This is a genomic window from Paenibacillus sp. J31R30 (assembly GCF_059692115.1).
In genome coordinates, this window is the sequence record NZ_JCAUAV010000014.1 from 76,585 (window position 1) to 98,674 (window position 22,090).

Genomic DNA, 22,090 nt, shown 5'->3' on the forward strand with positions numbered 1-22,090 from the left:
CCGCAATCTGTTAACGATCTATTTCCTTTAGCTGCCCTTCCATGCCTGCAAGTAATCGCTCTACCAAGCTTTGATATTTACCAAATTGCTTTAAAATCTTGGTTACCTTATCTGCCCGTTCTTCCAGTGTCCCGCTTACGATGAAATAGGGAATTCTTCTCATTTGGAGATCAGCTATAATTTGTTTCTGAAAAGAAAATCGCTGCACTTCTCCGGAACGATCCCAGGTATCTGCGTAGGGAATGTCCGTATCACAAACAAATACACAATCATACCGTGATGCTGCTTCCGCTGCTAATTGCGTTAATCGAGGCGTCGCTTTGCCATGATAATAGTGTGAAAACATGTACGTCGTAATCGCATTCGTATCTACAAAAAGGACACCACGCGCATCTTGTACGAGACGATCCTCTCTTTCTAAGTGACCCTCCGCGATTGCTTCCAGCTGCTCTAACGTTAGTCTTCGGTCCACTTGGTGTTGCTCCCAATATTCTCGACCATACTCCGCCATCCAGACGGTATCCATCTGTTTCGCCATATAAGCGGACAGTGTCGATTTGCCAGTTGAAGGAGAGCCGAGGAATACGACTTTGGCAATCATATCTTCATACACAACAGAGCTGAGAAACTTTCTATTGTCAAAAGGGTTCCCCCTCACTTGCGTGCCAGAAACCGGGAATGTTACCCGATGAGGATCGACTTGCCGATTCTCCGCCCCCAAAGCCAAACTCATGTGATCACCATAAAACTCACTGGAGTAAAAATGTGTGATCTTCCGCCCCTCCAGCTTCTGAAGGATATATTGCTCATGCATCCTTTTTATCTCCGGTGTATCCCCTATCTCCATAGGTCCGTCCCATGCTTCGATAACCTGCACCTGCGGATAGAGGGTACGGATCCAATTGGACCGCACACGCAAAGGAATATCCGTCGTTTCGGGACAATCATAGATAACAACAATCACTTCATCTGTTTCTTGGATGGCTGTTTCAATCATAAGTTGATGGCCCTGATGAAGCGGCGCAAACTTCCCAAGTGTCAGGCCTGTTCTGTGTTGTGGCATACTTGCTCCCTCCGATCTACAAAGTGTAACTCTCGTTTCCATGAGATGTATCCCGCCGTGGCAATGATCAAGAAGATAGCGTACAAGAACGCTACTGCATACAAATCTTTATACGCATACATCCCTATGGACATAACATCGACAGCTATCCAGAGGAGCCAGTTCTCCAGCACCTTGGATGAGAGCAAATATTGAGCTATGAGGCTCAGTGTGGCGATCAAAGCATCTATATATGGAATGGATGCGTCCGTATACGATTTAAGTACATAACCCCAGAGGATTGTTACCGTTACGAAAAACAAACTAAGCATTAGCGTGAGTCGGAGTGTCAACTTTCGAGTGGGTCGCACCTTCGCACCTTCTCTTTTCGTTAGCCAAATGATCCAACCATACACGCTTAGTATGAAAAAGAATACCTGCAGCATCGTATCCGCATAAAGTTTGGCTTCCCAAAACATCAAGAAGAAACAGCCCACATTGACCAGCCCGATGGGCCATGCCCATATGTTTTCCTTAGCTGTCAACCAGACACACATCAACCCTGTGGTTGTTGCCACGATTTCAATCATCGTCGATGACGTGTAGACGGCAATGGCCATCATACAGATGAATAACACGGCTAACGTCCCTACCTTTTTCATATAACACTACCTCCTAATAATATCAGAATGACAATATTGAAATGTAAAAGAGAAGCGCCTAGCTGTAAATCGACAGCTGCGGCGTCAAATCGGTAAAACGGTATAACTGTGCTGCTCTTTGCGAGTAGCGATTCGAAAGCTTCGGCTCTCCATGTCGATCATGAACTTCCTCAATAATTCCCTTGCGGCTCTGCGTCGAGGTGATTTTACGAATGAAGTTCCGCTCTTCGAAATGCGGCACTACCGTTTGAATTACTTGATATAGCTCACTAATCGTGAACTCCTCAGGGAGAAACTCCTTGGCTATCGTCGTGGTGATCATTTTGGCCTGAATTTGATGCAAAGCGTCCGTCAAAATCTCCCTATGATCAAAAGCCAGCTCCATACGAAGCGCCTCTTCTAAAGGAAATAAGCGCACATCTATCGCATCCGTATCAGCGCGCCGCTCTGCCAACAGCTTCTCGTGAACTAAGGCGAAGAAAGCGTGAGAGATGATCCATCCTCTGGGGTCACGTCCAGGTGTGCTGTAGACATTAAAGTACGCCATATGAACATCGGTCACACCGGTTTCTTCTTGCAATTCCCGCTTTGCACAAGCATACATACTTTCCGACTCTTGGCAAAACCCGCCAGGCAAAGCCCATTGTCCCTCGAAGGGCCATTGTTTTCTTTGAATCAGCAGAACCTGCAGTTCCCGAATGGGAAGAGACTTCTTCGTTGAATGCTTTTCCGTAGACGTAATCGTGAAGATGACAATGTCGCTAGGGGCGCCATCTGGAGTTCGATATTTATGAGAATTATAATGTGATTGATTTTCGTTAGCATCCATTGTGCCACCTGCTTCTACAGCTTTTAATGTCATTTCGATATTATCATTATGACATATTCACTCGAGATGTCAAGGATAAATAGCCCTCTTTTTGACACGGAATGAAGAACCTGTTGTAATACTTATATGAACCCACTACGATGTACGAGAACATCCCCATGAACAAAGGAGGACCCCCTATGGATCCGAAAGTCAAACAAGCCTTATCGACGACACTACATAATTGGCAGGCAATGACCTCTTATCAAAGTGATGAGAAGGAAGCTGTGGCTGATCAATTTCAATCTTCCTTCTATCTATTCATCGATTCGGTCTGCGATTGGGTAATCCGTCAAACCCCCATGCCTCAAACACTGGATGAACTACTTGAAATCGATATGATCCAAGATATTTTCGACCTGCTTCCTGCGCCGTTACATTTGAATTTCGAGACCGAATTAGAATTAATTGTAGATCATGTAGAACGTGTTGATGAAGATAAATACGATTGATGACAGCCAAAAACCTGAAAATCCTTAGAAAAGGAATTTCAGGTTTTTCTAGATTCAACCGATTCAACTCAATTCGACTTTGAAGTTGGACGCGGATTCTGTTAACTCATTTGCTAAGTTCAACAAGTTCAGTGAATTTGCAGCTGTTTCTTCCGTGCTCGCCGTGGCTTGTTCACATACGGCTGCAATCGTTTCAATGGAAGTTAATACGACTTTGGTTTGCACCGATTGTTGGGCACTTGCAGCAACGATTTCTGTAACTTGTTTGGCTGCATCGTTGACTTTATAAGAAATTTGGACAAGCGACTCTCCTGTTTTCTTGGAGAACGTCACTGCATTTGCAGCAGCTTGGGAGCTTTGTACCGTATACTTCTGCACATCTCGTATAATGGCTGTAATTTCGTTAGCTGCATCAGAGCTTCGTTCCGCCAGCTTGCGAACTTCGTCAGCAACAACTGAAAAACCACGGCCGTGCTCCCCCGCGCGTGCCGCTTCGATCGCAGCATTTAAGGCCAGTAAGTTTGTTTGCTGTGCAATTTCATCGATGACCTCGATGATTTCACCAATTTTGGTGGACGCGGTTTGCAAGGTCCCCATTTTTACGCTCAACGTATCCATGCTTTCAATGGATTGCTGCACGACTTTACCACTTTCATCAGCGACTCTCTGTGCGTCACTGCACATCAGGGAAGCGTCTTGCGCATTTTTAGCAACACTGTCAATCGCGGTAGATAATTCCTCCAACATTTCATTCATCTCTTGTGTCGCTACAGCTTGTTCGTTGCTGCCCTTCGCAATTTCAGTCGTGCTTCGTGAAATAATTGTGGAGGAATTAGAGACTAAGAGTGCATCATGTTTCACTTTACTAATCAATTCCCGCAAACTTGCAACCATATGATTGAACGAAACTGTGAAATTCCCGACTTCATCTCTGGAGGTCAAGTTGCTTTCTAGGGTCAAATCGCCATTCGCCACTCTGCTCGAAATATCCTCCAAATGTTGCAGCGCACTACGTGTAGATACGCAGAATGCAATCGATAAATAAAACGCTAGAGCTAACAAAACCGTAACGAACGACATGGCTTGCAATCGTCCCGCAGCAAATGCATCTATCCGCTTGTGAAGCAGCTCATTCAGGATGGGAGTAGCCGTATCATAGAGTTTAAAGGCAGACGCCATCGTTTGAGATTCCGCATTTTCCAATTCTACTATCGACACATTTATTTGATCTGAATCTATAAAACGCTCATTGAGCAGTTTAATGAACTGTGAAATCAGCGTATCCGAATCTGCCAATTGTTGGATAAGAATTGAATGAATCGCGCGATTGCTCGCGAAAGCCGTGTTTAAATCAGCATTTAGGCTGTCAATATGGCTTTGAATTAATGTTGTATTTCGCAGAAGTTGTCTCTTTGTTGCTTCGTCAACCTGATCCTTATGAATGGCATTGAGCGCAAGTCCATGGGATAAGCTGATCAAATCTGTCAGATTCGGTAACGTCTGCAACGTTGCACTCATGATATAAAATGTATCGATATCGGGATCCAAGATTAAATTGGAATTGTTACTTGTGAGTGTACTTAGCGCAATGAGGTCCTGAACAAATGTGAGGTGGTTCTCATAATTGGCCGTATCCTTCGAGTGAAGGGCAGTTTCTTTATAACGCTGCCAATCTGTCGTGATCTTGTTCCAAGCCTCCGAGGTACGCAAACTTCCTCCCAAATCGGCATCGAGTTTACTTTGAAGCACCATATTCTTCTCAACTTGTTGGATGCTAGCGTTAATTTTGGTTCCTGCAGAGGTATCTCCATATATGTACTCGTTCACAAGCACTCGTAAATCCAGCGCTGATCCAAGCAAGTTTATTAATCCTGTGTTATATTTACTGCCAATGATTTCATCTTTTCCAAAATCGATGGCTCTATTTTTTTCCGACACATAAAAGTAGATTAAAAAAACAATGGGGATAATGAGAACTAACCCGACAGTAATGAATTTCTGACCATAGTTAAGGCGATTCATAACTTTTATTGCGGGGCCAAAAATGGTATTTATCATAATTTCTCCTCCTCGACAATGACATTTCATATCGGATTTCGCCATCTTTCGACTTTATTCCTCCCTAAAAAATGCCAAGGGACGTGATATTAAATGACATGAGAGTTGAGGATGTTTTTACAATTAAAAAGCTATCCCTAAGTCAATAGACTTTGAGATAGCCTCACAGCAACGTTCTTATGCAACTTGAGTTTAACTTCTATTTATCAGGATCAGGGATGTTCTGTGTTCTCACGTTTATTTGGCAAATGCAGATCTACTATCGGAACCTTAGCCCAATCGATGTCGGAGGCCAAATAAAAACTTGTGTAGCAAGGCTGATTGTAAACAACGTTCTGCCATGCGATACCGGTTCTGTATTGGGGATCGTGCATCAACGTATATAATTTCCGGTCTGTTACCTCTGTGCTCAAGTAGATGCGAATCGCCGAACTATCCTCTGTGCGAACTAGTAGTTCTTCTCTCCAATCCCCGAATACATCCGCAACGAGGCACGGATTTCCCTTGGTTCCGTTGTTGGAACCCGTTCCTTCTGCCGTCAACAGCCGGCCTCGATGCCAATCCTCAATAGCAACAGGCTGATCAAACCTACCGCTAATGATCTGGGTTGTCATGTTGGCCGACCACTTGATGTTCATGTTCGTACCCGGAAACTGCTTGGCAATCTGTTCCCCCGTGCATGTCATCAAGCCAAAGGCTTCATCGCTTTCATAATCCTCGCTGCACCACGTTTGAAGACCCCGGTGATTCGGATCCACCTGTCCGATCATCCCACGCCCCACGTCATCGGCAGCGAAGCCGCCATACAATACCTCACCTGTTGCCGCATCGCGCAGCGTATAGCCGTAGGGTCCCCTTGCGCCGCTTTCGTGGACCATGAAAATCTCCAATCCCTGCCGATCCGGATCGATGTTCGCTACGTGAAGGGCATCGCCATGACCGAGCTTGACGATGGTGCCAGGCGATTTACTTGGGGGTGGCATTATCCCCCGGGAGCTGTACAGAATGGTTCCGTCATGGTCGATGGTAGCCGCTCCATAAATAATTTCCTGGCAGCCATCCCCATCCACATCAGCAATGCTTAGCGAATGTGCCCCTTGCTTGGCGAGGCTGCCAAAGTTCTCGTTGCGCCCATCTTGCAAACGAAGCGTGTCATGGAATGGATTATTCATCGTAATCCAGCCGCTGTCCACGAACCAGTTTTCCTTCAGTTGTGTGCCATCCCATGAATAGGAGATAACAGCAGCCCGGGTGTAATAGCCGCGAGCGAAGATCGCATAGGGCTTCGCGCCGTCCAGATAGGCCACACCAGCAAGGAAACGATCCACGCGATTACCAGGCTCAATCCGGTTCCATGCGTAATCCCCCCACATTAGGCCATCGTCATGCCTGCCCGGCTTATAATGGATCGTCTGCAATTCTTCACCCGTCTGCCCATTGAACACGGTTACATATTCAGGTCCCTCGAGAATGAAGCCCTCGAATGACCGCAAGTTGTTGCGCTCGCTCCGACTTGGAGCGTACACGTCAATAAAGTAATCGGCAAGCTTCTCCGCGTCCTCGCTGGACAAAGGATACCTATAGTGATGATCGATTCCAAAGCATTCTTCCAATGTAGCAGGCCAATGCCCAGCCACGACCTCTTCATGTACGTGCCAGTGCATGAACATTTCGACAATATGCTTATAGTAGTCCGCACTGCTCATTCTGTAGTCGTCCTGATGGCTGTACCCTGCGGCTATATCCTCTGGAGGCATGGTGATATAGGCTTCTGAAGATGGTCTTCCCTCCTGATCGTATCGCACTACCTTCGTACCAGGCGCCGTCTTAAATATCAGCTCCGCTTTCCCATCTCCGTCAAAATCATAGACGAGAAACTGTGTATAGTGAGCACCAGCCCGAATGTTCACACCGAGCTCAATCCGGTAAAGCAGGGTTCCGTCCAACTTATAGCAGTCAATGTAGACAGGACCGGTGTAGCCGGAATGCGATACGTCCTTCGAATTGGACGGGTCCCATTTGACGAAATACTCGTATTCTCCGTCGCCATCCACGTCCCCTACGCTCATATCATTGGCCGAATAGGTATAGGGTTGGCCGGTTGGTGTGATGCCATCAGCGGGCTTTTGCAAAGGCAGCTCGTAGTACGGACTCACCCATGGCGTGACTTCAGCACTTCGGTCGACTTCTTGTCCATCCACGACGGCACAAATATGAAACACCGATGCAAGCGTTCCGCTGCGGTCCAAATAGTTGGTGCTGTCATGAACAGCAGCGATATGGACGCCATTGCGATAGAGGTTAAAATCGGTACCGATCAATCCCTTGTCGCTATAACCCGTCACTTCATTTCCAAGCAATCTCCAGCTGAGAAATACACCTTCGGATGTAGCAGCTGCAACCAGACCCCGGCCCAGGTATTCCAGCTGCACCTTAGCATTCTTCTTTTGGTCATATGGCTGCTGTCCATGGAATGTCTTCATATCACACTACCTTCTTTCCCGCTATGCTGTCGGTGTTACGCCAAAGGTATCTCCATTTCTCGAACGCCAAGAGGTCGCTTATGCCTGACCTTGCGCGATTTGAGCGAGACGTTCCTTAATATTTTCCGTACACACGCCACCGTGGAAAGTAATGACAGTTTCAATATCATAGTCCAGCAGTCTGGCTACAGATTCGAGTGCTAACGGCATATTTGGCGTGAACTGAGGATTCGGAGGCATAAGAACACCGTCTAGCGACGTCAGTGCATCTCCAGTAATTAATGTTTTAGAGCTTGGGTGATAAAGACTGATATGATCCTGAGTATGCCCAGGTGTATAAATGACTTGAATGCCCCCGCCAAAAGGTAGTACGTCCCCATCCTGAAGCGTCACATCCACTTTGGTCGGTGTGACCAAAATCTTGCGTTTCTCCGTAGGCACTTCCCCTTGAATGTAAGGCTTGCCTAGTTCGTGAGCCAGTACTTCAATTCGTCCTTCTGAAGCATTGACCAGCTCTGGCAGGCTGCCGATGTGATCCATGTCATGGTGCGTAATAATGATTTTCGTCAGCTTTTCAAAAGGAAAGGATGCTGCAGCAAGTTGGTCGCGAATAAGTCCTAACTGGCCTGGGATACCCGTATCAACAAGGATGACATCCTGCTCGTCCCAAAGTAATGCCGCATGTACAGTGAATGCATTCCCATTAACGTCCATATCCAAAATAAGTGGTTGAATTCCTGCTTGATTTGCCATTCCTGCACCTCCAGAATATTTGCCTAACAACTTAATTCCATTGTAATAGCTGGCGCATGCAAGAGCAATTTTTGCAGCTTCATCGGTATCTAGCCAATAATCCGTCTCAATATCGCAGGGTAATCCGTAATAATCGCTGAGACACCGCAATCGATCATTCGCTTCATCTCTTCTTCCTCATTGACTGTCCAGACGATGACCTGCCTGCCGCTGTTACGAATCGCCATGACATCCTCGCGCTCAACCATCGTATGATGCAACGAAACCGCTTCTACCCCCAACTCAAAATCTTCAATCAAACGAATTGGACTCAGCAGCTTGGCGTCATAGACGAGGCTAATTCGAGCTTCAGGTGCTAGCTGCTTGAGACGGTATAACATACGATGATCGTAGGAGGAAAAAATAACTGAGCTTAGCCGCCCGCATTCGCGCAGCAAGGCTACGACCTTCTGCTCTATGCGGCCGCCATAGCTTAACTTCAGCTCCACATTTAAGCCGATTTCCGGCGGTACCAGCTCCAGGACTTCACGGAGTAAAGGAATCTGATCCCCAGCATATTCATCTGAAAACCACGATCCCGCATCTGCTTGCCGAATGTCTGCCAGCGTCTGCTCGCCAATGAATCCGCGCAGATTCGTGGTCCGGTCCAGCGTTTCATCGTGACAGACTACGATTTCCCCATCCTGCGTGAGATGGATATCCAGCTCAATCGCATCACATTGCTGCTGAAGCGCTAATCGAAGAGCAGCTAACGTATTTTCAGGTGCTTCACCTGCCGCTCCACGGTGTGCCACGACCATCGTCTTTTCATTTTGCCATTTCATTTCAATTCCCCCTTATTATTTAATCCCTGAATGCATGAAGCTTTCCACAAACTGACGTTGGAACACGAAAAAAGCTGTTAAAAGAGGCAGAATCACCAATACAGTAGCCGCCGTTACAGTCCCCCATTGCGCGCCCGTCTCAAACGATTGGGCAAAAATCGCAATCCCAACAGTCAACGGTCTCGTTTCGATGGAATTCGTTATGATGAGCGGCCACATGAAATCATTCCAATGTGCACTGACGGAGATTAAGCCAAAGGCCAAATAGGTCGACTTGGCTGAAGGCAGATAGACATGCCAGAGTATTTGCCACCAACGACAGCCATCCATTTTTGCAGCCTCATCTAAATCCATCGGGATTTGCTTAAATGTTTGCCTGAGAAGGAACACACTGAACGAAGAGGCCCAATATGGCAGCATGATCGCCAATTTGGTGTCCACCAGACCTAGATCTTTCATGATCGTATAATTTGGAAAAATGAGAATATCAGGTGGAATCATAATTTGAATTAAAAACAGCATGAACATAATGCCTCGACCCGCGAAATTCAATCTAGCAAACGCATACGCGGCAAGGGTAGCTGTGATCAGCTGTGCAGCCAGCACCCCAATGACGATGATGATCGTATTTGAATAATAGCGAAGAAAAGAAATGGTATGCCAAGCCGTCTTATAATTTTGAAATGTTGGATGCTCAATTGCAAAGGGATTCACACGGGTAATGACCTCACTGGACGGCGTAAACGAGGTAAAAACAGCCCAAATAAGCGGAACTGCAAAAACGATAGCCAGCAGCGCGATGACAAACCGGTTGGTGATCCTAACTACCATGATGCTGACCCCTTTCTAGTAATGGATACGTTTATCCAGAAATACATAGTTAAAGATGGAAATACTCAGTAGAATAACGAGCAAAACGACGGTAAGGACCGAAGCTTTTCCCATATCCCAAAAGCTAAAGGCCGTCTCATAAATATGGTATAACAGCAGGTTGCTTGCGTTGTTCGGGCCGCCTTTTGTCATCACATACAGGTGATCCACCAATTTAAAAGAATTCGTCATAGCAATAATCATAACGAATAGCGTTGTCGGCATTAGAAGCGGAAACGTAATTCTTCTGAAGGTTTGAAAAGGGCGTGCCCCCTCCATTTCTGCAGCTTCATATACCTCCTTCGGTAAATTCTGCAAGCCAGCCAAATAAAAAATCATAAAAAAGCCAGCTTCCTTCCAAATCACCATGAGCATCATCGAGAATAGGACCCAGTGTGGATCACCTAGCCAATGCGGAGCCGGTATGCCAAACACATTTAAAAACTTATCAAGCAACCCGTAACTCGGGGTATAAATAAACAGCCATATATTTGCAATAGCAATCATCGGAATGACCGTTGGGTAGAAAAATAGCGCACGCAGCAGGCCAGTGCCTCTGAGCTTGTTATTCACCCAAATGGCTACGTACATGGCCAAAAAGATACTCACAGGAACCGTACCAATGGCCAGCAATACGTTATTTTTCAAAACCTTTAGAAAGATATCATCTTGAAAAACATGGGCATATTGATCGAACCCGACAAACGTCTTGTCTGTAAAATCAGAGCTGTAGAAGCTCCAATATATCGATTTGAGGATAGGGTAAAAAGTAAACGCCCCTAAGAATAGAAGTGAGGGCAGGAGAAGCGCATAGGCGAAACCATGCAATCTCCAATTGATTCTTCTTTTTGTACGTAGTGCCGGTTGCATGGAATAAATCCCCCTCTTTCTCGCAACTCGTGAAAGCCAGCGGAAGGGAAGTGCAGGCCAATAACAGGGAGTTAACCTCCGTTAGCCGAACACTTCCCTCTCGTTTTCGCTATCCGCCGCTGCTATTTTTGAAAGCTTTTCAAAATGTCATCCGCTTGCTGCTGTGATTTTTCCAATGCCTCTTTAGGCGTCATCGTTCCTAGCAGCGCTGCTTGGATATTATCGTTAAACAGCTTGGTTACTTGGCCATTCTGATAAGTAGAAAGCTCGCTGTCTGCGTATTTCAGTTGATCCCTTGCAACAGCCGCTTGCGGGAAATCCTTTATGTAGTTTTTCAGCTTGTCTGTCTCATAAGCAGCTTTGGTCGTGCCTACATAACCTGTATCAATGGACCACTGTGCCACACGATCAGGCTGTGTTAGGAATTGAATAAACTTGATGGATGCTGCTTTGTGGTCATCAGGAATATTTTTGAACACATACAGATTACCGCCGCCAGTTGGTGAACCATACTTTTTATTGGCAGGCAGGAACGCTACGCCAAAGTTGAATTTCGCATCTGTTTTAACTTTTGTCAGGTTGCCTGTTGTGTGGAACATCATTGCCGTTTTACCGCTAATGAAATCAGAAGGAACGGTTGCCCACTCAAGTGTACCTTCTGGCATCACTTTTTCCTTGCGTCCTAGATCGGTGTAAAATTGCAGAGCTTCCTGTACTTCTGGTTTGTTAAAAAACACTTGCTTGCCGTCAGGTGAAACAATGTTTGTGCCGGTTTGAAGGGAAAGTGCTTGCGTCATCCAGTACTGATAACCTGTGCTAGGAATTTCAAGCCCCCACTGCGATTTGTCGCTTGTCGTGAGCTTAGTTGCATATTCCTTCAGTTCCGTCCAGTTCGCTGGTGCCTTCTCTGGATCAAGACCTGCCTTCTTAAATAAATCCTTGTTGTAGTACAGCACAATCGTACTGCGTTGGAAAGGTACGCTCCAAACCGTATCTCCCGACTTCGTATTTCCCATAAAAGCTTCGTAGAAACCGCTAAAATAATCCTTGGAGAAGCGAGGCGTCAGATCCTCAATGGCTTTCATTGAAATCAAGCTGTACAAGTCAGTTGAAAGCAGTACGGCTAAGTCAGGAGAATTGCCCCCTTGTACAGCTGTTGCAACCTTGGTCATCGTATCTTGATAGCTGCCGCCATACACGGGTTTTACTGTAATGGTTGGGTTTTCTTTATGGAAATCGTCAGCCAGCTGATCGATCAGCTTTGTAATTGGACCACCAACCGCTACGGGGAAGTAAAATTGCAGTTCAACCGGCTTTGTGCTTGCAGTTGCTGCGGCGCTTGCCGTCGGTGCTGCAGCCGTTTTGGTTTCTGTGTTGCTCTCTCCCTTCGCGCAAGCTGTAGCAACCAACGTGACCATGAGTAGTGAGACTAGTGCTTTTTTCATTGTTTTTTCCTCCTAAAAGTTATTGGATTTAATTTCGCTAAGCTGATTTAAAATATAGTCAGGTTCAATACCTGTTTGTACTATGTCATTCGTAGAATCCGCACCTGTCAGTACAAATGCTGTGTACATGTCGTTCGAATTCCCGAATTGAATATCCGTTGAAAGTCGATCACCAACCATCAAGCATTGTGATGGCGGGATTTTCAGCAGATCAAAAGCTTTTTGCGCATAGTACGATGACGGCTTGCCGATTACACGGACTGTCTTCTGCAGGCTGGCCGTTTCCAGTGCTTTGACAAGAGACCACGTATCCGGAATCACCCCATCATCGATTGGACAAAAGGGATCAGGATTAGCCGCAATCAGCTTGGCCCCGTTTCGAAGGGCATTCACACCTGCTGTTAGCTTCTCAAATGTAAACTGCCTGTCTAACCCCACAAGTACATGTGTCGCTTGCAGTGGATCCTTCGTCGTTTTGACGCCATATATCGCCAATTCTTGTTCCATTGCTGCTTCACCTATCATAAGAACGTTGGCATCCGGCTCATGCTCTTGAAAAAACTTCCCAGCTACACATAAGGCCGTGAGTACCTCATTTACCTCGCAAGAAATGCCTAACTCGCTAAGCCTCATCTGCACGCTTTCCTTGGTCCGAATGGTTGTATTCGTAACGAACATCACCGATTTGTCTTGCTCACGCAGCCAGTTCACCGTACTCAACACACCCGGCAAAAGCTTACTGCCCGCATAGATCGTACCATCCAAATCGAATAAGTAGCCTTTAAAGGCATGTAACTCCTTACTGCTTTTCCCTGAATGTTTTCGCTGAAAAGGCACGATACCGCTCTTGCTATCGTTGCCACGCTCAGGAAATCTAGATGTTTCTGCCACAGCACTGCCTCGCTTTCAATAAAAATAACCCTTATCCAAAAAACACGAAAATAAGCCTTCTCAGAGTATGACAAGCATGCTCCTGCTTATTTTCACATTTTCCTGGACAAGGGTTTTCTCCTGGTCTCGACCCAAAGTATCAGTTCTTGTGATATTCATAGTTCTACTATAGATGAAGATTGTAAGCGGAAAATTATCGACATTTAATGATTTTGTAAACCTAGTGTCGACTCCACATGCTCGGATCCCCAATGGATATGTAGTCTGCACCGCTATCGAGCGCTTCTACGATTTCTTTCTCGTATCGAATAAGGCCCCCGACAATCAACGGTTGTTTAATCGTACTTTTCAATTCCTTGATCACTCTTGGCATTAAACCTGGCATTAGCTCAACTTCATCCGGTTGAATGCTGTTGATCATGCGGACTGCCGTTTGCAGCGCAGCCGTATCAATAATAAAAATCCGCTGAATACTTTTAATACCAGCTTGTCTAGCTGCTGCAATGGAATTGGATTTAGTCGTAACAATCCCGTCCACTTTAAACTTTTCAGCTAAATACCCGACCGCATGTGCATCTCGGCCAAGACCGCCTACCATTTCCAAGTGTACATACACTTGTTTGCCTGCTCGGTGAAGCTGTTCCATGATAGATTCCAGATTGCCAATATGACCTGTCATTAAGTTAACTCGCGTTACATCACTTTCTAAAACCTTTGTGAGCTGATCGTCTTTCGTCACTGATGCGATAATTGGATATTTACTCGACATACGCTCTCACCCCCACTCTAACCTTAACAAACATTTATTTGCTAAGTATTAACACCCCCTCCGGCAATTGAATCTCGGAGGAGATGTTAATGATTCAGTTAATTCGAAAAGTTTAGGGCTTGCAGCATGCGGCTTAGCATCACAGCACTTTCCGCACGTGTACCGGTACTCAGCGGTGAAAAGGCATTACCATCTCTGCCGTTAATAATGTGCAGCGAGGAAGCTACTCTACTTGCATCCTTGGCCCATTCGGCTATATTCGCTTCGTCACTGAACGTGACCGAGTTGTTTGGTTGCGGCTCTACGTTGTAGCCTGCGAATTGTAGGGCTCTGTTGATCATAACCGCCATTTCTTGGCGGGATATTGGCGCGTCTGGACGGAAAGTATGATCTTCATAGCCGCCAACGAGTCCAAATTGTGATGCAAGACTAACTGGTGTCGCAAACCAATCAGAAGCTTTGACATCCTTGAAGCTTGCCATTGTTGCTTCTGATGAGGTTAAGCCGAACGATCTCACCAGCAAAGCGGCAAATTCCGCGCGTGTTACTTGGCGGTCCGGTGCAAAACTCGATGCCCCAACACCTTGCACAATCCATTTATTCGCCATGGCTTCTACCGTTTGTTTGGACCAATGCTGCTCTAAATCACTGAATGTCACTGGGTTCGTTATAAGTAGATACGTGCTGTTCGTACGGCTGAAAATGACAGCTTCATTGCCACGGATCATAAATGGAACTGGATTATACACGGTATTGCCATTGACATCTTGCTCTTCACGTACGGCAGCCAGAGCTTTGGTTTCGGTTCCGGCATCCAACTTGATGGATCTGGCAATGAACGTTTGGAAGCTGGAAACGTCTGCGCTCTTCCCTTCCCCTGTTCCTGCTGTAAGCGTAAAGTCAACGGCCTTCTTGACGTCTTTCCCGTCTGCAACTGCTTCTGCAGCAGCTTTTTCATTCAATTTAATTTGAATGGTCAAGTTTAGCTTATCTTGTGAGGTCCCTAGCTTCTCTGCCCAAGCTTGCAAATCTACAGCTGACAGATTCAGCTCATACGATCCCAGTTCGCTTTGAATAACAACTGTATGATTATTAGCAGCTGACCCTACAGCTTGAATAGCTGCTGGTGTCAAGATGGCAACAGCTTGATCCTTCTTCTCACTCAACGGTACGGTTATGATCAGCTTATCGTTCGTTCCCGATTGCTGGATGGCAGCTTTCATAATCGCATCTGTAACTTCATAAACAGAATCCTTATTGTCCTTGCTTGGGTCTGTTCCTGGTTCTGGTACTGTTCCTGGGTCAGTGTCTGGGTCTGTTCCTTCATGAGGTACATTTAACGTGATCGGCTGTGTATACAAGTCATACTTATTGCCGTCATTCATCGTATAGGTGTATCGTAATAGTGCGTGTGCTACACCTGAACCCTTCGCAGTAACCTCGTTGCCATTTACTTCAAAGGAAGTTTGCCCATCTAACAAAACTATCTCAGGTGCGATGGTTGTTGTATCCCCTTTATAGGTTGTCACACTTGCCTGAATCGGAAGTTGTTCCATTTTCGCTAACGTATACGCTGTCTTCTCCGGACGAATAGCCGCCGCCATATCTGCCGCCCAGTTGGCATAATCGGTCGTTAATCCCCATGCACCATTTAAGAAAAATTGATTAAACGCCGTTCGATCATTCAGTGTCCATGGTGAAATTAAGATACCGCGATGTTTAGCGGCTTCCATAAAGCTTTGCGAGATTCCGCCATACCCATTATTAAAGGTAGCATTCAATGGCTGAATGGAACTAAGTACAGTTCGCAGCATTCCTTTGACATTACTGCCCCCAGACAGGCTTGATAAGAGACCTGAAGGCATCGTCGGCATCAAGCTGTTCGTACGCAAAATCTGAGCGGCAACGAAGGACATGTTATCGATGTCAGCTTCGGCATTTTTGTCTTTAATCAATTGGACGAAAGCATCAATTGCAGCTGGTGTCGACGTCTTGATTTCGTTCATAATCATTTTCCCGCGTTGCTGAACGAGATCAATTTGTTCTTCCAAGGTCGGAATTTTCACATCAGGATAGTCCTTCGGATGAGGCTTATTGGCATTGAGCGCCTTAATTTCTGCCAATGTGTAATTCTCGATATTTCCCGTACCATTCGTCGTACCAGACAATTCCCCATCATGATGAATAACGAGATAGCCATCTTTGGAAATGTAAACGTCATTTTCAATAAAATCGGCCCCATTATCGAGTGCCAAAATATTACTTTCAATCGTATTTTCCGGCGCAGCCGACGGCAATCCACGATGCCCAATAATGTATGGCTTACGGATCATCGTTTTGTTCTGGTTATATACACCCAGTGCGGTGAAGGCTGCAGCGGGTGTATCTGTCACGATGCCGTTCACACCTGCCGTAATCAAAGTATGCATGGACAGATTTTTTCCGGCAGCTGCCGCTTCATCTTTTGCCCAAACCATGATCGTTCTCATTTGCAAATAGTCCGTATTCTCTTTCGTTGCAGCCTTTTGTGGAATTACAGCAATATGTGCAAGGCTTGCATTGGTTGTCTGGCGAATTTCCATCAATTGTTCTTGGCTAAAATCCGACATGGAGCTAAAATCTACAATTCCGCGAATAATCGGATACGCTAATCTTGCTTTTTTCACCAAATCGCCATTGCCCGACATCACGAATACGTCTTCGATTCGATTTTCCTTCAAATAAGTGATCAAGTTGTCGACGGTTGATTCATCCTTGACATAAAAGGCCGGAATCGTCTTCGTTCCAAACGTATCTAGGATTGCCGCTACATCTCCAATGACTACTTCTCCTGTTGGATTGGTTACTTTTAGTTCGTTGTTTACGTGTAAAATAGCCGTTGCTGGTGTTGTAGCATCCGCCAATTTCGTCAGATCGGCCGCCCGGGTAACCTCAGTTACAATGGTAGAAGCCATCGCAATTTGGGTTGTAGGCTCTGTAACGCTGACATATCGATCGGCCGCCGTGAGTGGAAGGGCCTCCTGCTGTAACGTTACCCGAATGTTATCAACCCTCATTTTGCTGCCGTTAGATTGTAAGCCTATTCGACCTTTCGCATACGAACCTGCATTAGCTGTATCTACGACAACCTTGTCGTTAATCATCTCCATCACCCGATTATTGAATGCCTTAATCGTATAATGGTACATTTTGTTAGCGTCTATGGCTTCCGTAAAAGCACCCGTATCCATAACGTTCCAAGCATTAGCTGTCGTTCTTTCAGCGAATTCTACACCATTGGCAGCAGTAGCATCTTTTCTGACCGCCATTTGGTAATACGGATAATCATTGTTTTGAATCCGATACATGATGGAATGCCATCTTGCATTATCGTTCGCTTGCAAATGCGTTACATCGGCTTCGATTTTATAATTGCCAAATGTCCCTAGGTAGTCTGGCAAAAGCACACGCGAAGGATTGTCTGGCGAAGCCGCCGCATCGATTTCAAACCCTCCGGCTTTAACCACGGCTTTGCTCGCTGTCGTCCCTTCTTTTCTACTCCAGCCTGCTGGAAGTGTGCCTTCCGATAGCTGATCAAAATTTTCTTCATAGAGCACATACTCGCTGTCAGTCGCTTCTTTCGCTACGACGAGCATCGAAATGGAGACACCGTCTTTTTGAGCACTTAGGGTGTATACACCTTTTTGTAAAATGCTCAAGCTGCCATTAGTCACAACGACTGATGAGCTGCTGGAGGTCCAGGTCAATTCATTGCCGGTTATTGTACCTGATGTAAAATCACTAAAGTCTGCTTTAAACGTAATTCCATTTAAGGGTAGCGGTTGATTCACTGTGGCCAAAAAATAACCGTCATCGTGCTTGAGTGAGCTTACTTTCGCTGGCACCGTGTTAGGTGTTACTGTTACTTCTTGCAAGTATTCAGCATTCTCATAAATGACTCTAACCGTTGCTCTCCCCGCTTTCACCGGGTATAGCGCGTTGTTAGAGACTTTGATGATTGACTCATCAGAGGAGTAAAATTTTAATGGCTTGTTTGAAATGGCTTCCGTAATGCCGTCCGAATAGTACACACTGCCGGTAACGCTTATCGGTCCAGTCAATGCCTCCATCGTGCTAGGCATGACGAGGTCAAGCCGATCTGCCGTAATCCGTGTTACCGTCAGGTTATCAAACGAGACTTTACTTTGATCCACTTGGAACCCTACCTTACCGCTTTCCATTACTACTGTGGCAGGCAGCGTTGTGTCTGTTACCATTGTGAAGCTTGGATCTGTCTTTGCTTTCATATATTCTTTGACATTCGTACCAAAAATCCGAACCTTCATCGTATAATCGGAATTCAAAGTCAATGCTCTCCAAGAACCGGAAATTGGCGTTGGCGAATACCAGTTGCCGTCCGGTTTACGATAGGCGAATTCATAGGTACCATTTTGACGGACAGCCATTTGATTGTAAGGCACCTTTCCTGATGAAGGCACCCTGAACATCAGCGCTGCCCATCTTGCCGAATCCAACACAGATTCAAATCTGATATCCGCTTCAACTGTGTAGTTGTCCCATTGGACCGGAGCAACAATCCGAGCTTGTTTACCCGAGGCCTTTCCATCAAAAGTGATTCTGCCATTGCCATAAGTATCCTGCACGACTGTAAACGGAGGACTTCCTGCGTTCACATCAGAAATCCATCCATAAGGAATCGTACCTGTCGGATTCGTATCGAAATTTTCCTGCAGCAGTACCGGATTCACCGTATCTGTAACCGGATTGCTATCGACCAAGTTGATCACTCCGAAACCGGAGGTATCGTTCCAGAACGAGCTTGACTGATACGCACTCCAGTAGCTATTTCTTTGCTGTGTCACGTCCGCCCCGTATCGGTCTGTTACACCAATTTCCAAGCCCAGCTTCTTTGTAAGCACAGGATCCATCTTCAACATATCCCATGGGATAGCCGTCTCTAAGGACCAGCCTGTTGCCGTCTTCTGCATGGCTCTCAAAATCTTATTTGAATTCTTGCTGCTTTGACCGTTTGGTGCAGCTCCGAAATGAAACTCTGGTGATGTAGAGTCCGCTTGGTACACAAATCCGAGCTGCATATCATCTGTCGCGTAAGGGGTTGATTGATGCATCGTAGGATCTAGAAAGAAATTAATGTTATCTTGGTCAAACCAATTCCCCGATCCTGCTGCAGTCAGATTATCATCATCCGCCTTGACTCCTATGTACAGGTACTTATTGTCCCAGAGCATGCCAAATTTACTATCCTTAAACGTACCACTGCCTGTTTGTTTCGTTAAACTTTGACTAATTGACCATAATGACTCATCCAATTTCCCATCAATAACGGGAGCATTAACCGTCTTCCTCACATTTAAAGTATTTCTAACGTCATCTGCGGCGTGTGCCTGTTGCTCAGGCAAGATACCAAGCGGTACAAAGCTAGCAACTAGCGCAGCTATTATAAGACGATTCAAACCTTTTTTATATCGTTTCATAGAATCAATCCTCTCTAATATGAATGGCATAAATCCCTCTTCAATCCAACACTTATTCCTTACATCACTCCTCCTTTCTGTTTTTGAGAACACAAAAAACCCTTCACGCATACAAACGAAACAGCTAGTTTTCACTAGCCAATCATTTGCTGCCTTGAAGGGTTTTCTCCTGGTCTCCTACCCCTGCCTATTCAGTTCAGTTGTCCTATAAACAATACTAGCGATTGATTGTTTGTTATGTGTTATCTATGGAATAAGAAATTGTAAAATGTATTTTTTGCAGATAATAGCCGCAATACCTCTTAGGGAATCTACTGTTCGACGCAGCGAATTATAACGAAGAAAACGAATACAACTAAAAGGAACGAACAAAAAGAAAAGAACAAAAAAATAGACCAATTCCCCATAATAGGAAATGGTCTATTTGTATGATCATCTTTCATTATTCATTGGGAGTATATTCCCTAAACATAAGAAAAACCCTTGATTATTATCAAGGGTTTTCATTGGGATGCGGTCGGAGGGATTTGAACCCTCACGCCTTGTGAGCGCCACCCCCTCAAGATGGTGTGTCTGCCGTTCCACCACGACCGCAAGAGAGATAAATCAATGACCCGTAGGGGACTCGAACCCCTGTTACCTCCGTGAAAGGGAGGTGTCTTAACCACTTGACCAACGGGCCATATCAACCCGTTAAGGACGACAAGTGTTATTATAAAGGATTCCGCTTCCGTTGACAAGCCTAATTTATGGAATTAAAGCCAACTGAAGCTGGTACGTAAGGAGCCCCCATGTCCGCGATACTTGGACCATGAGAACTCCCCAATTCAACGCGTTATTTGATTTTGAAATACGACACAGATTCGTTCAAGGTATTCACCACAGACCTTAACTGTTCCGACGCTGCAGCAATGTTCTGCATCATAGCAAGCTGCTCTTCTGTGGCGGCTGCCACCGTTTGAGATTTTGTCAGAATGTGGGACGTGCTCGCCGCGGATTGGTCCATGGTTGCAGAAATTTCTTCTGAGCTTGCCGACATTTGCTCAGTAATTGCAGATGTCTCATGAATCTGCGTGACGATGTGCGTCACGGATTGCATAATCGTTTCGAAGCTCTGATTCACTTCCTGCATCATTTGTGAGCCTGCACTCGCTTCCTGCTTCGTCGCATTCATCGATTGGGATACACTAGCAATTTCTACTCTCGTCTCGTGAATTAACTGATTAATCCCGTCAGCGGATTCAATGGACTGTGAAGCAAGCTTGCGAATTTCTTGGGCAACGACATTAAACCCTTTCCCATGCTCACCCGCTCTAGCGGCCTCAATCGAAGCATTCAGCGACAGCAGATTTGTTTGGTTAGCGAAGCTCGTGATGCTCGAGGCGATCTGCCCAATCTCATCGGACTTCCGAGTCAGCGACTGTACAGTCATCGATAGCTGTTCCACTGAGCTCAGCATATTTACAATTTGGTGCTGCAGCTTGGAGAGCAGCTCATTCCCCATTGTTGCGTGCTGAGAGGTCAACGAGGAGTGATCTGCCATGACACTTGAATTCTCCGCGACGCGTTGAATCCCAATCGCCATTTCCTCAATGGCACGACTCGTCTCTTCACTGCTTCTTGCTTGCACTTCAACTTCTTGCGTCATTTCTTGAATATTCGTAGCCACATGTTCTGCAGCATGCGCAGACTCTTTGGAACTATCCGATAGCTCAACAGAAGCGTCCTTCACGAATTGCGTATTGGATGCGATCGTACCAATCAAGCCCTTCATTTTCGCAACCATATCATCGACCGATGCTGAAATCTGACCCAGCTCATCCCGGGAATACTTAATCTGAGGCGCGTGACGCAAATCTCCTGCAGCAACTTGACTCGTTATCATCAAAATTCGGCGTACCATCTGCATGATTTTCCTGATCACCATACCGCCAGCTCCAAACAGTATGACGATAACGACTGCTATGCCTATGTAGACACTTTGTGCCGTTTTGCTATTTTCCTGCTTACTATCTACAATGCTCTGGTTAGCATGCGCGTCCAAAATTTCACCAATGACATTCAGACCCTCACGTCCTTTATCAAAGGTTGCTGTCAGCTTCGCTTCATTCAATACCCCTTTGCCAACACTTCCCGCCTGCACAACGGCATTCGCCTCTTTGACCCATTGATCGAACGACGCTTGGAAGCTTGCTGCACTTTGCTCAATGGTCACCTTCGCCTCAGCATGTGCGGTTTGCAATAATTCTTTGGTTTTTAAAATAGTAACAGCTTGTCCGACCCTTGTGTTCGTTTGGTCAATATTGTCTTTCAGCGCCTTCAACTGGCTCGTTTTCTCCTCCGCAGTCAAGGTACCAGATACCAATAACTGATAGGCGGTTAAGGCTTGATACATATCACGATCAGCATTCAGAATAAGAGAAACACTCTTCTCTGTCGTCTCATACAAAGAAGAGGTCAGTGTATCCGTATTGGACTTGTTTATCTGTAATAGATACACGCTCGTGCCTAAATAGAATAGAGAAGGAATCAATAGCAATAGAATAAGACGCACACGTATTGATAATAATTTAGTCACTGGAAGATCCTCCATCGTGAAGCTTTTTTA

The 22,090-nt window shown here is 45.7% G+C and carries 15 protein-coding genes and 2 tRNA genes; 1 reads left to right on the plus strand and 16 read right to left on the minus strand.

Annotated features, from left to right (window positions below):
- Positions 1-10: 10 nt before the first annotated feature.
- Genes AC58QO_RS28885 through AC58QO_RS28895 form a run of 3 tightly spaced genes read right to left on the minus strand, consistent with a single transcriptional unit; the run spans position 11 to position 2,533 of the window.
- Positions 11-1,063 (minus strand): AAA family ATPase, encoded by a 1,053-nt coding sequence (locus tag AC58QO_RS28885; RefSeq protein ID WP_497271698.1) that lies wholly within the window; start codon positions 1,061-1,063, stop codon positions 11-13.
- Positions 1,039-1,704: a nicotinamide riboside transporter PnuC gene (gene pnuC, locus AC58QO_RS28890; RefSeq protein ID WP_497271700.1), complete on the minus strand. Its 666-nt coding sequence runs from the start codon at positions 1,702-1,704 to the stop codon at positions 1,039-1,041. Before pnuC ends, AC58QO_RS28885 begins: the two co-directional genes overlap by 25 nt.
- Before the next feature lie 58 nt (positions 1,705-1,762).
- Positions 1,763-2,533 carry an NUDIX domain-containing protein gene (locus AC58QO_RS28895; protein WP_497271802.1) on the minus strand — a complete coding sequence of 257 codons (771 nt, stop codon included), beginning with the start codon at positions 2,531-2,533 and terminating at the stop codon, positions 1,763-1,765.
- Between the two features lie 179 nt (positions 2,534-2,712).
- Here AC58QO_RS28895 and AC58QO_RS28900 point away from each other — a divergent pair, with 179 nt between their 5' ends.
- Positions 2,713-3,024, plus strand: a complete 312-nt coding sequence (locus tag AC58QO_RS28900; RefSeq protein WP_497271702.1) for a hypothetical protein — start codon at positions 2,713-2,715, stop codon at positions 3,022-3,024.
- A 63-nt stretch (positions 3,025-3,087) separates the two neighbouring features.
- Here AC58QO_RS28900 and AC58QO_RS28905 read toward each other — a convergent pair whose 3' ends face one another.
- From AC58QO_RS28905 to AC58QO_RS28965, 13 genes are all read right to left on the minus strand, one after another.
- Complete coding sequence (locus AC58QO_RS28905; protein ID WP_497271704.1) at positions 3,088-5,082, minus strand: methyl-accepting chemotaxis protein; 1,995 nt, start codon at positions 5,080-5,082, stop codon at positions 3,088-3,090.
- Positions 5,083-5,294: 212 nt separating this feature from the next.
- Positions 5,295-7,565, minus strand: a complete 2,271-nt coding sequence (locus AC58QO_RS28910; protein ID WP_497271706.1) for a rhamnogalacturonan lyase — start codon at positions 7,563-7,565, stop codon at positions 5,295-5,297.
- Between the two features lie 78 nt (positions 7,566-7,643).
- Complete coding sequence (locus AC58QO_RS28915) at positions 7,644-8,318, minus strand: MBL fold metallo-hydrolase (protein WP_497271708.1); 675 nt, start codon at positions 8,316-8,318, stop codon at positions 7,644-7,646.
- A gap of 89 nt (positions 8,319-8,407) precedes the next feature.
- Positions 8,408-9,142: a glycerophosphodiester phosphodiesterase gene (locus AC58QO_RS28920; protein WP_497271710.1), complete on the minus strand. Its 735-nt coding sequence runs from the start codon at positions 9,140-9,142 to the stop codon at positions 8,408-8,410.
- Between the two features lie 15 nt (positions 9,143-9,157).
- A complete protein-coding gene (locus tag AC58QO_RS28925; protein WP_497271712.1) occupies positions 9,158-9,973 on the minus strand; it encodes a carbohydrate ABC transporter permease in 816 nt (271 codons plus the stop codon).
- A gap of 15 nt (positions 9,974-9,988) precedes the next feature.
- Positions 9,989-10,882, minus strand: a complete 894-nt coding sequence (locus tag AC58QO_RS28930; RefSeq protein WP_497271714.1) for a carbohydrate ABC transporter permease — start codon at positions 10,880-10,882, stop codon at positions 9,989-9,991.
- 122 nt (positions 10,883-11,004) lie between these two features.
- On the minus strand, positions 11,005-12,327 hold the full coding sequence (locus AC58QO_RS28935; protein ID WP_497271716.1) for an ABC transporter substrate-binding protein: 1,323 nt from the start codon (positions 12,325-12,327) through the stop codon (positions 11,005-11,007).
- A gap of 12 nt (positions 12,328-12,339) precedes the next feature.
- Entirely contained in the window at positions 12,340-13,218 is an 879-nt protein-coding gene (locus AC58QO_RS28940; RefSeq protein ID WP_497271718.1) for an HAD-IIA family hydrolase, read from the minus strand.
- A gap of 220 nt (positions 13,219-13,438) precedes the next feature.
- Complete coding sequence (locus AC58QO_RS28945) at positions 13,439-13,987, minus strand: glycerol-3-phosphate responsive antiterminator (protein ID WP_497271720.1); 549 nt, start codon at positions 13,985-13,987, stop codon at positions 13,439-13,441.
- A 98-nt stretch (positions 13,988-14,085) separates the two neighbouring features.
- The gene (locus AC58QO_RS28950; protein ID WP_497271722.1) at positions 14,086-19,482 is read right to left on the minus strand and encodes a glycerophosphodiester phosphodiesterase family protein; all 5,397 of its coding nucleotides are present in this window, start codon (positions 19,480-19,482) and stop codon (positions 14,086-14,088) included.
- A gap of 512 nt (positions 19,483-19,994) precedes the next feature.
- Positions 19,995-20,076 (minus strand) — tRNA-Leu (locus AC58QO_RS28955).
- A gap of 16 nt (positions 20,077-20,092) precedes the next feature.
- A tRNA-Glu gene (locus AC58QO_RS28960) sits at positions 20,093-20,164 on the minus strand.
- Between the two features lie 153 nt (positions 20,165-20,317).
- The gene (locus AC58QO_RS28965) at positions 20,318-22,060 is read right to left on the minus strand and encodes a methyl-accepting chemotaxis protein (RefSeq protein WP_497271724.1); all 1,743 of its coding nucleotides are present in this window, start codon (positions 22,058-22,060) and stop codon (positions 20,318-20,320) included.
- Between the last annotated feature and the right edge of the window lie 30 nt (positions 22,061-22,090).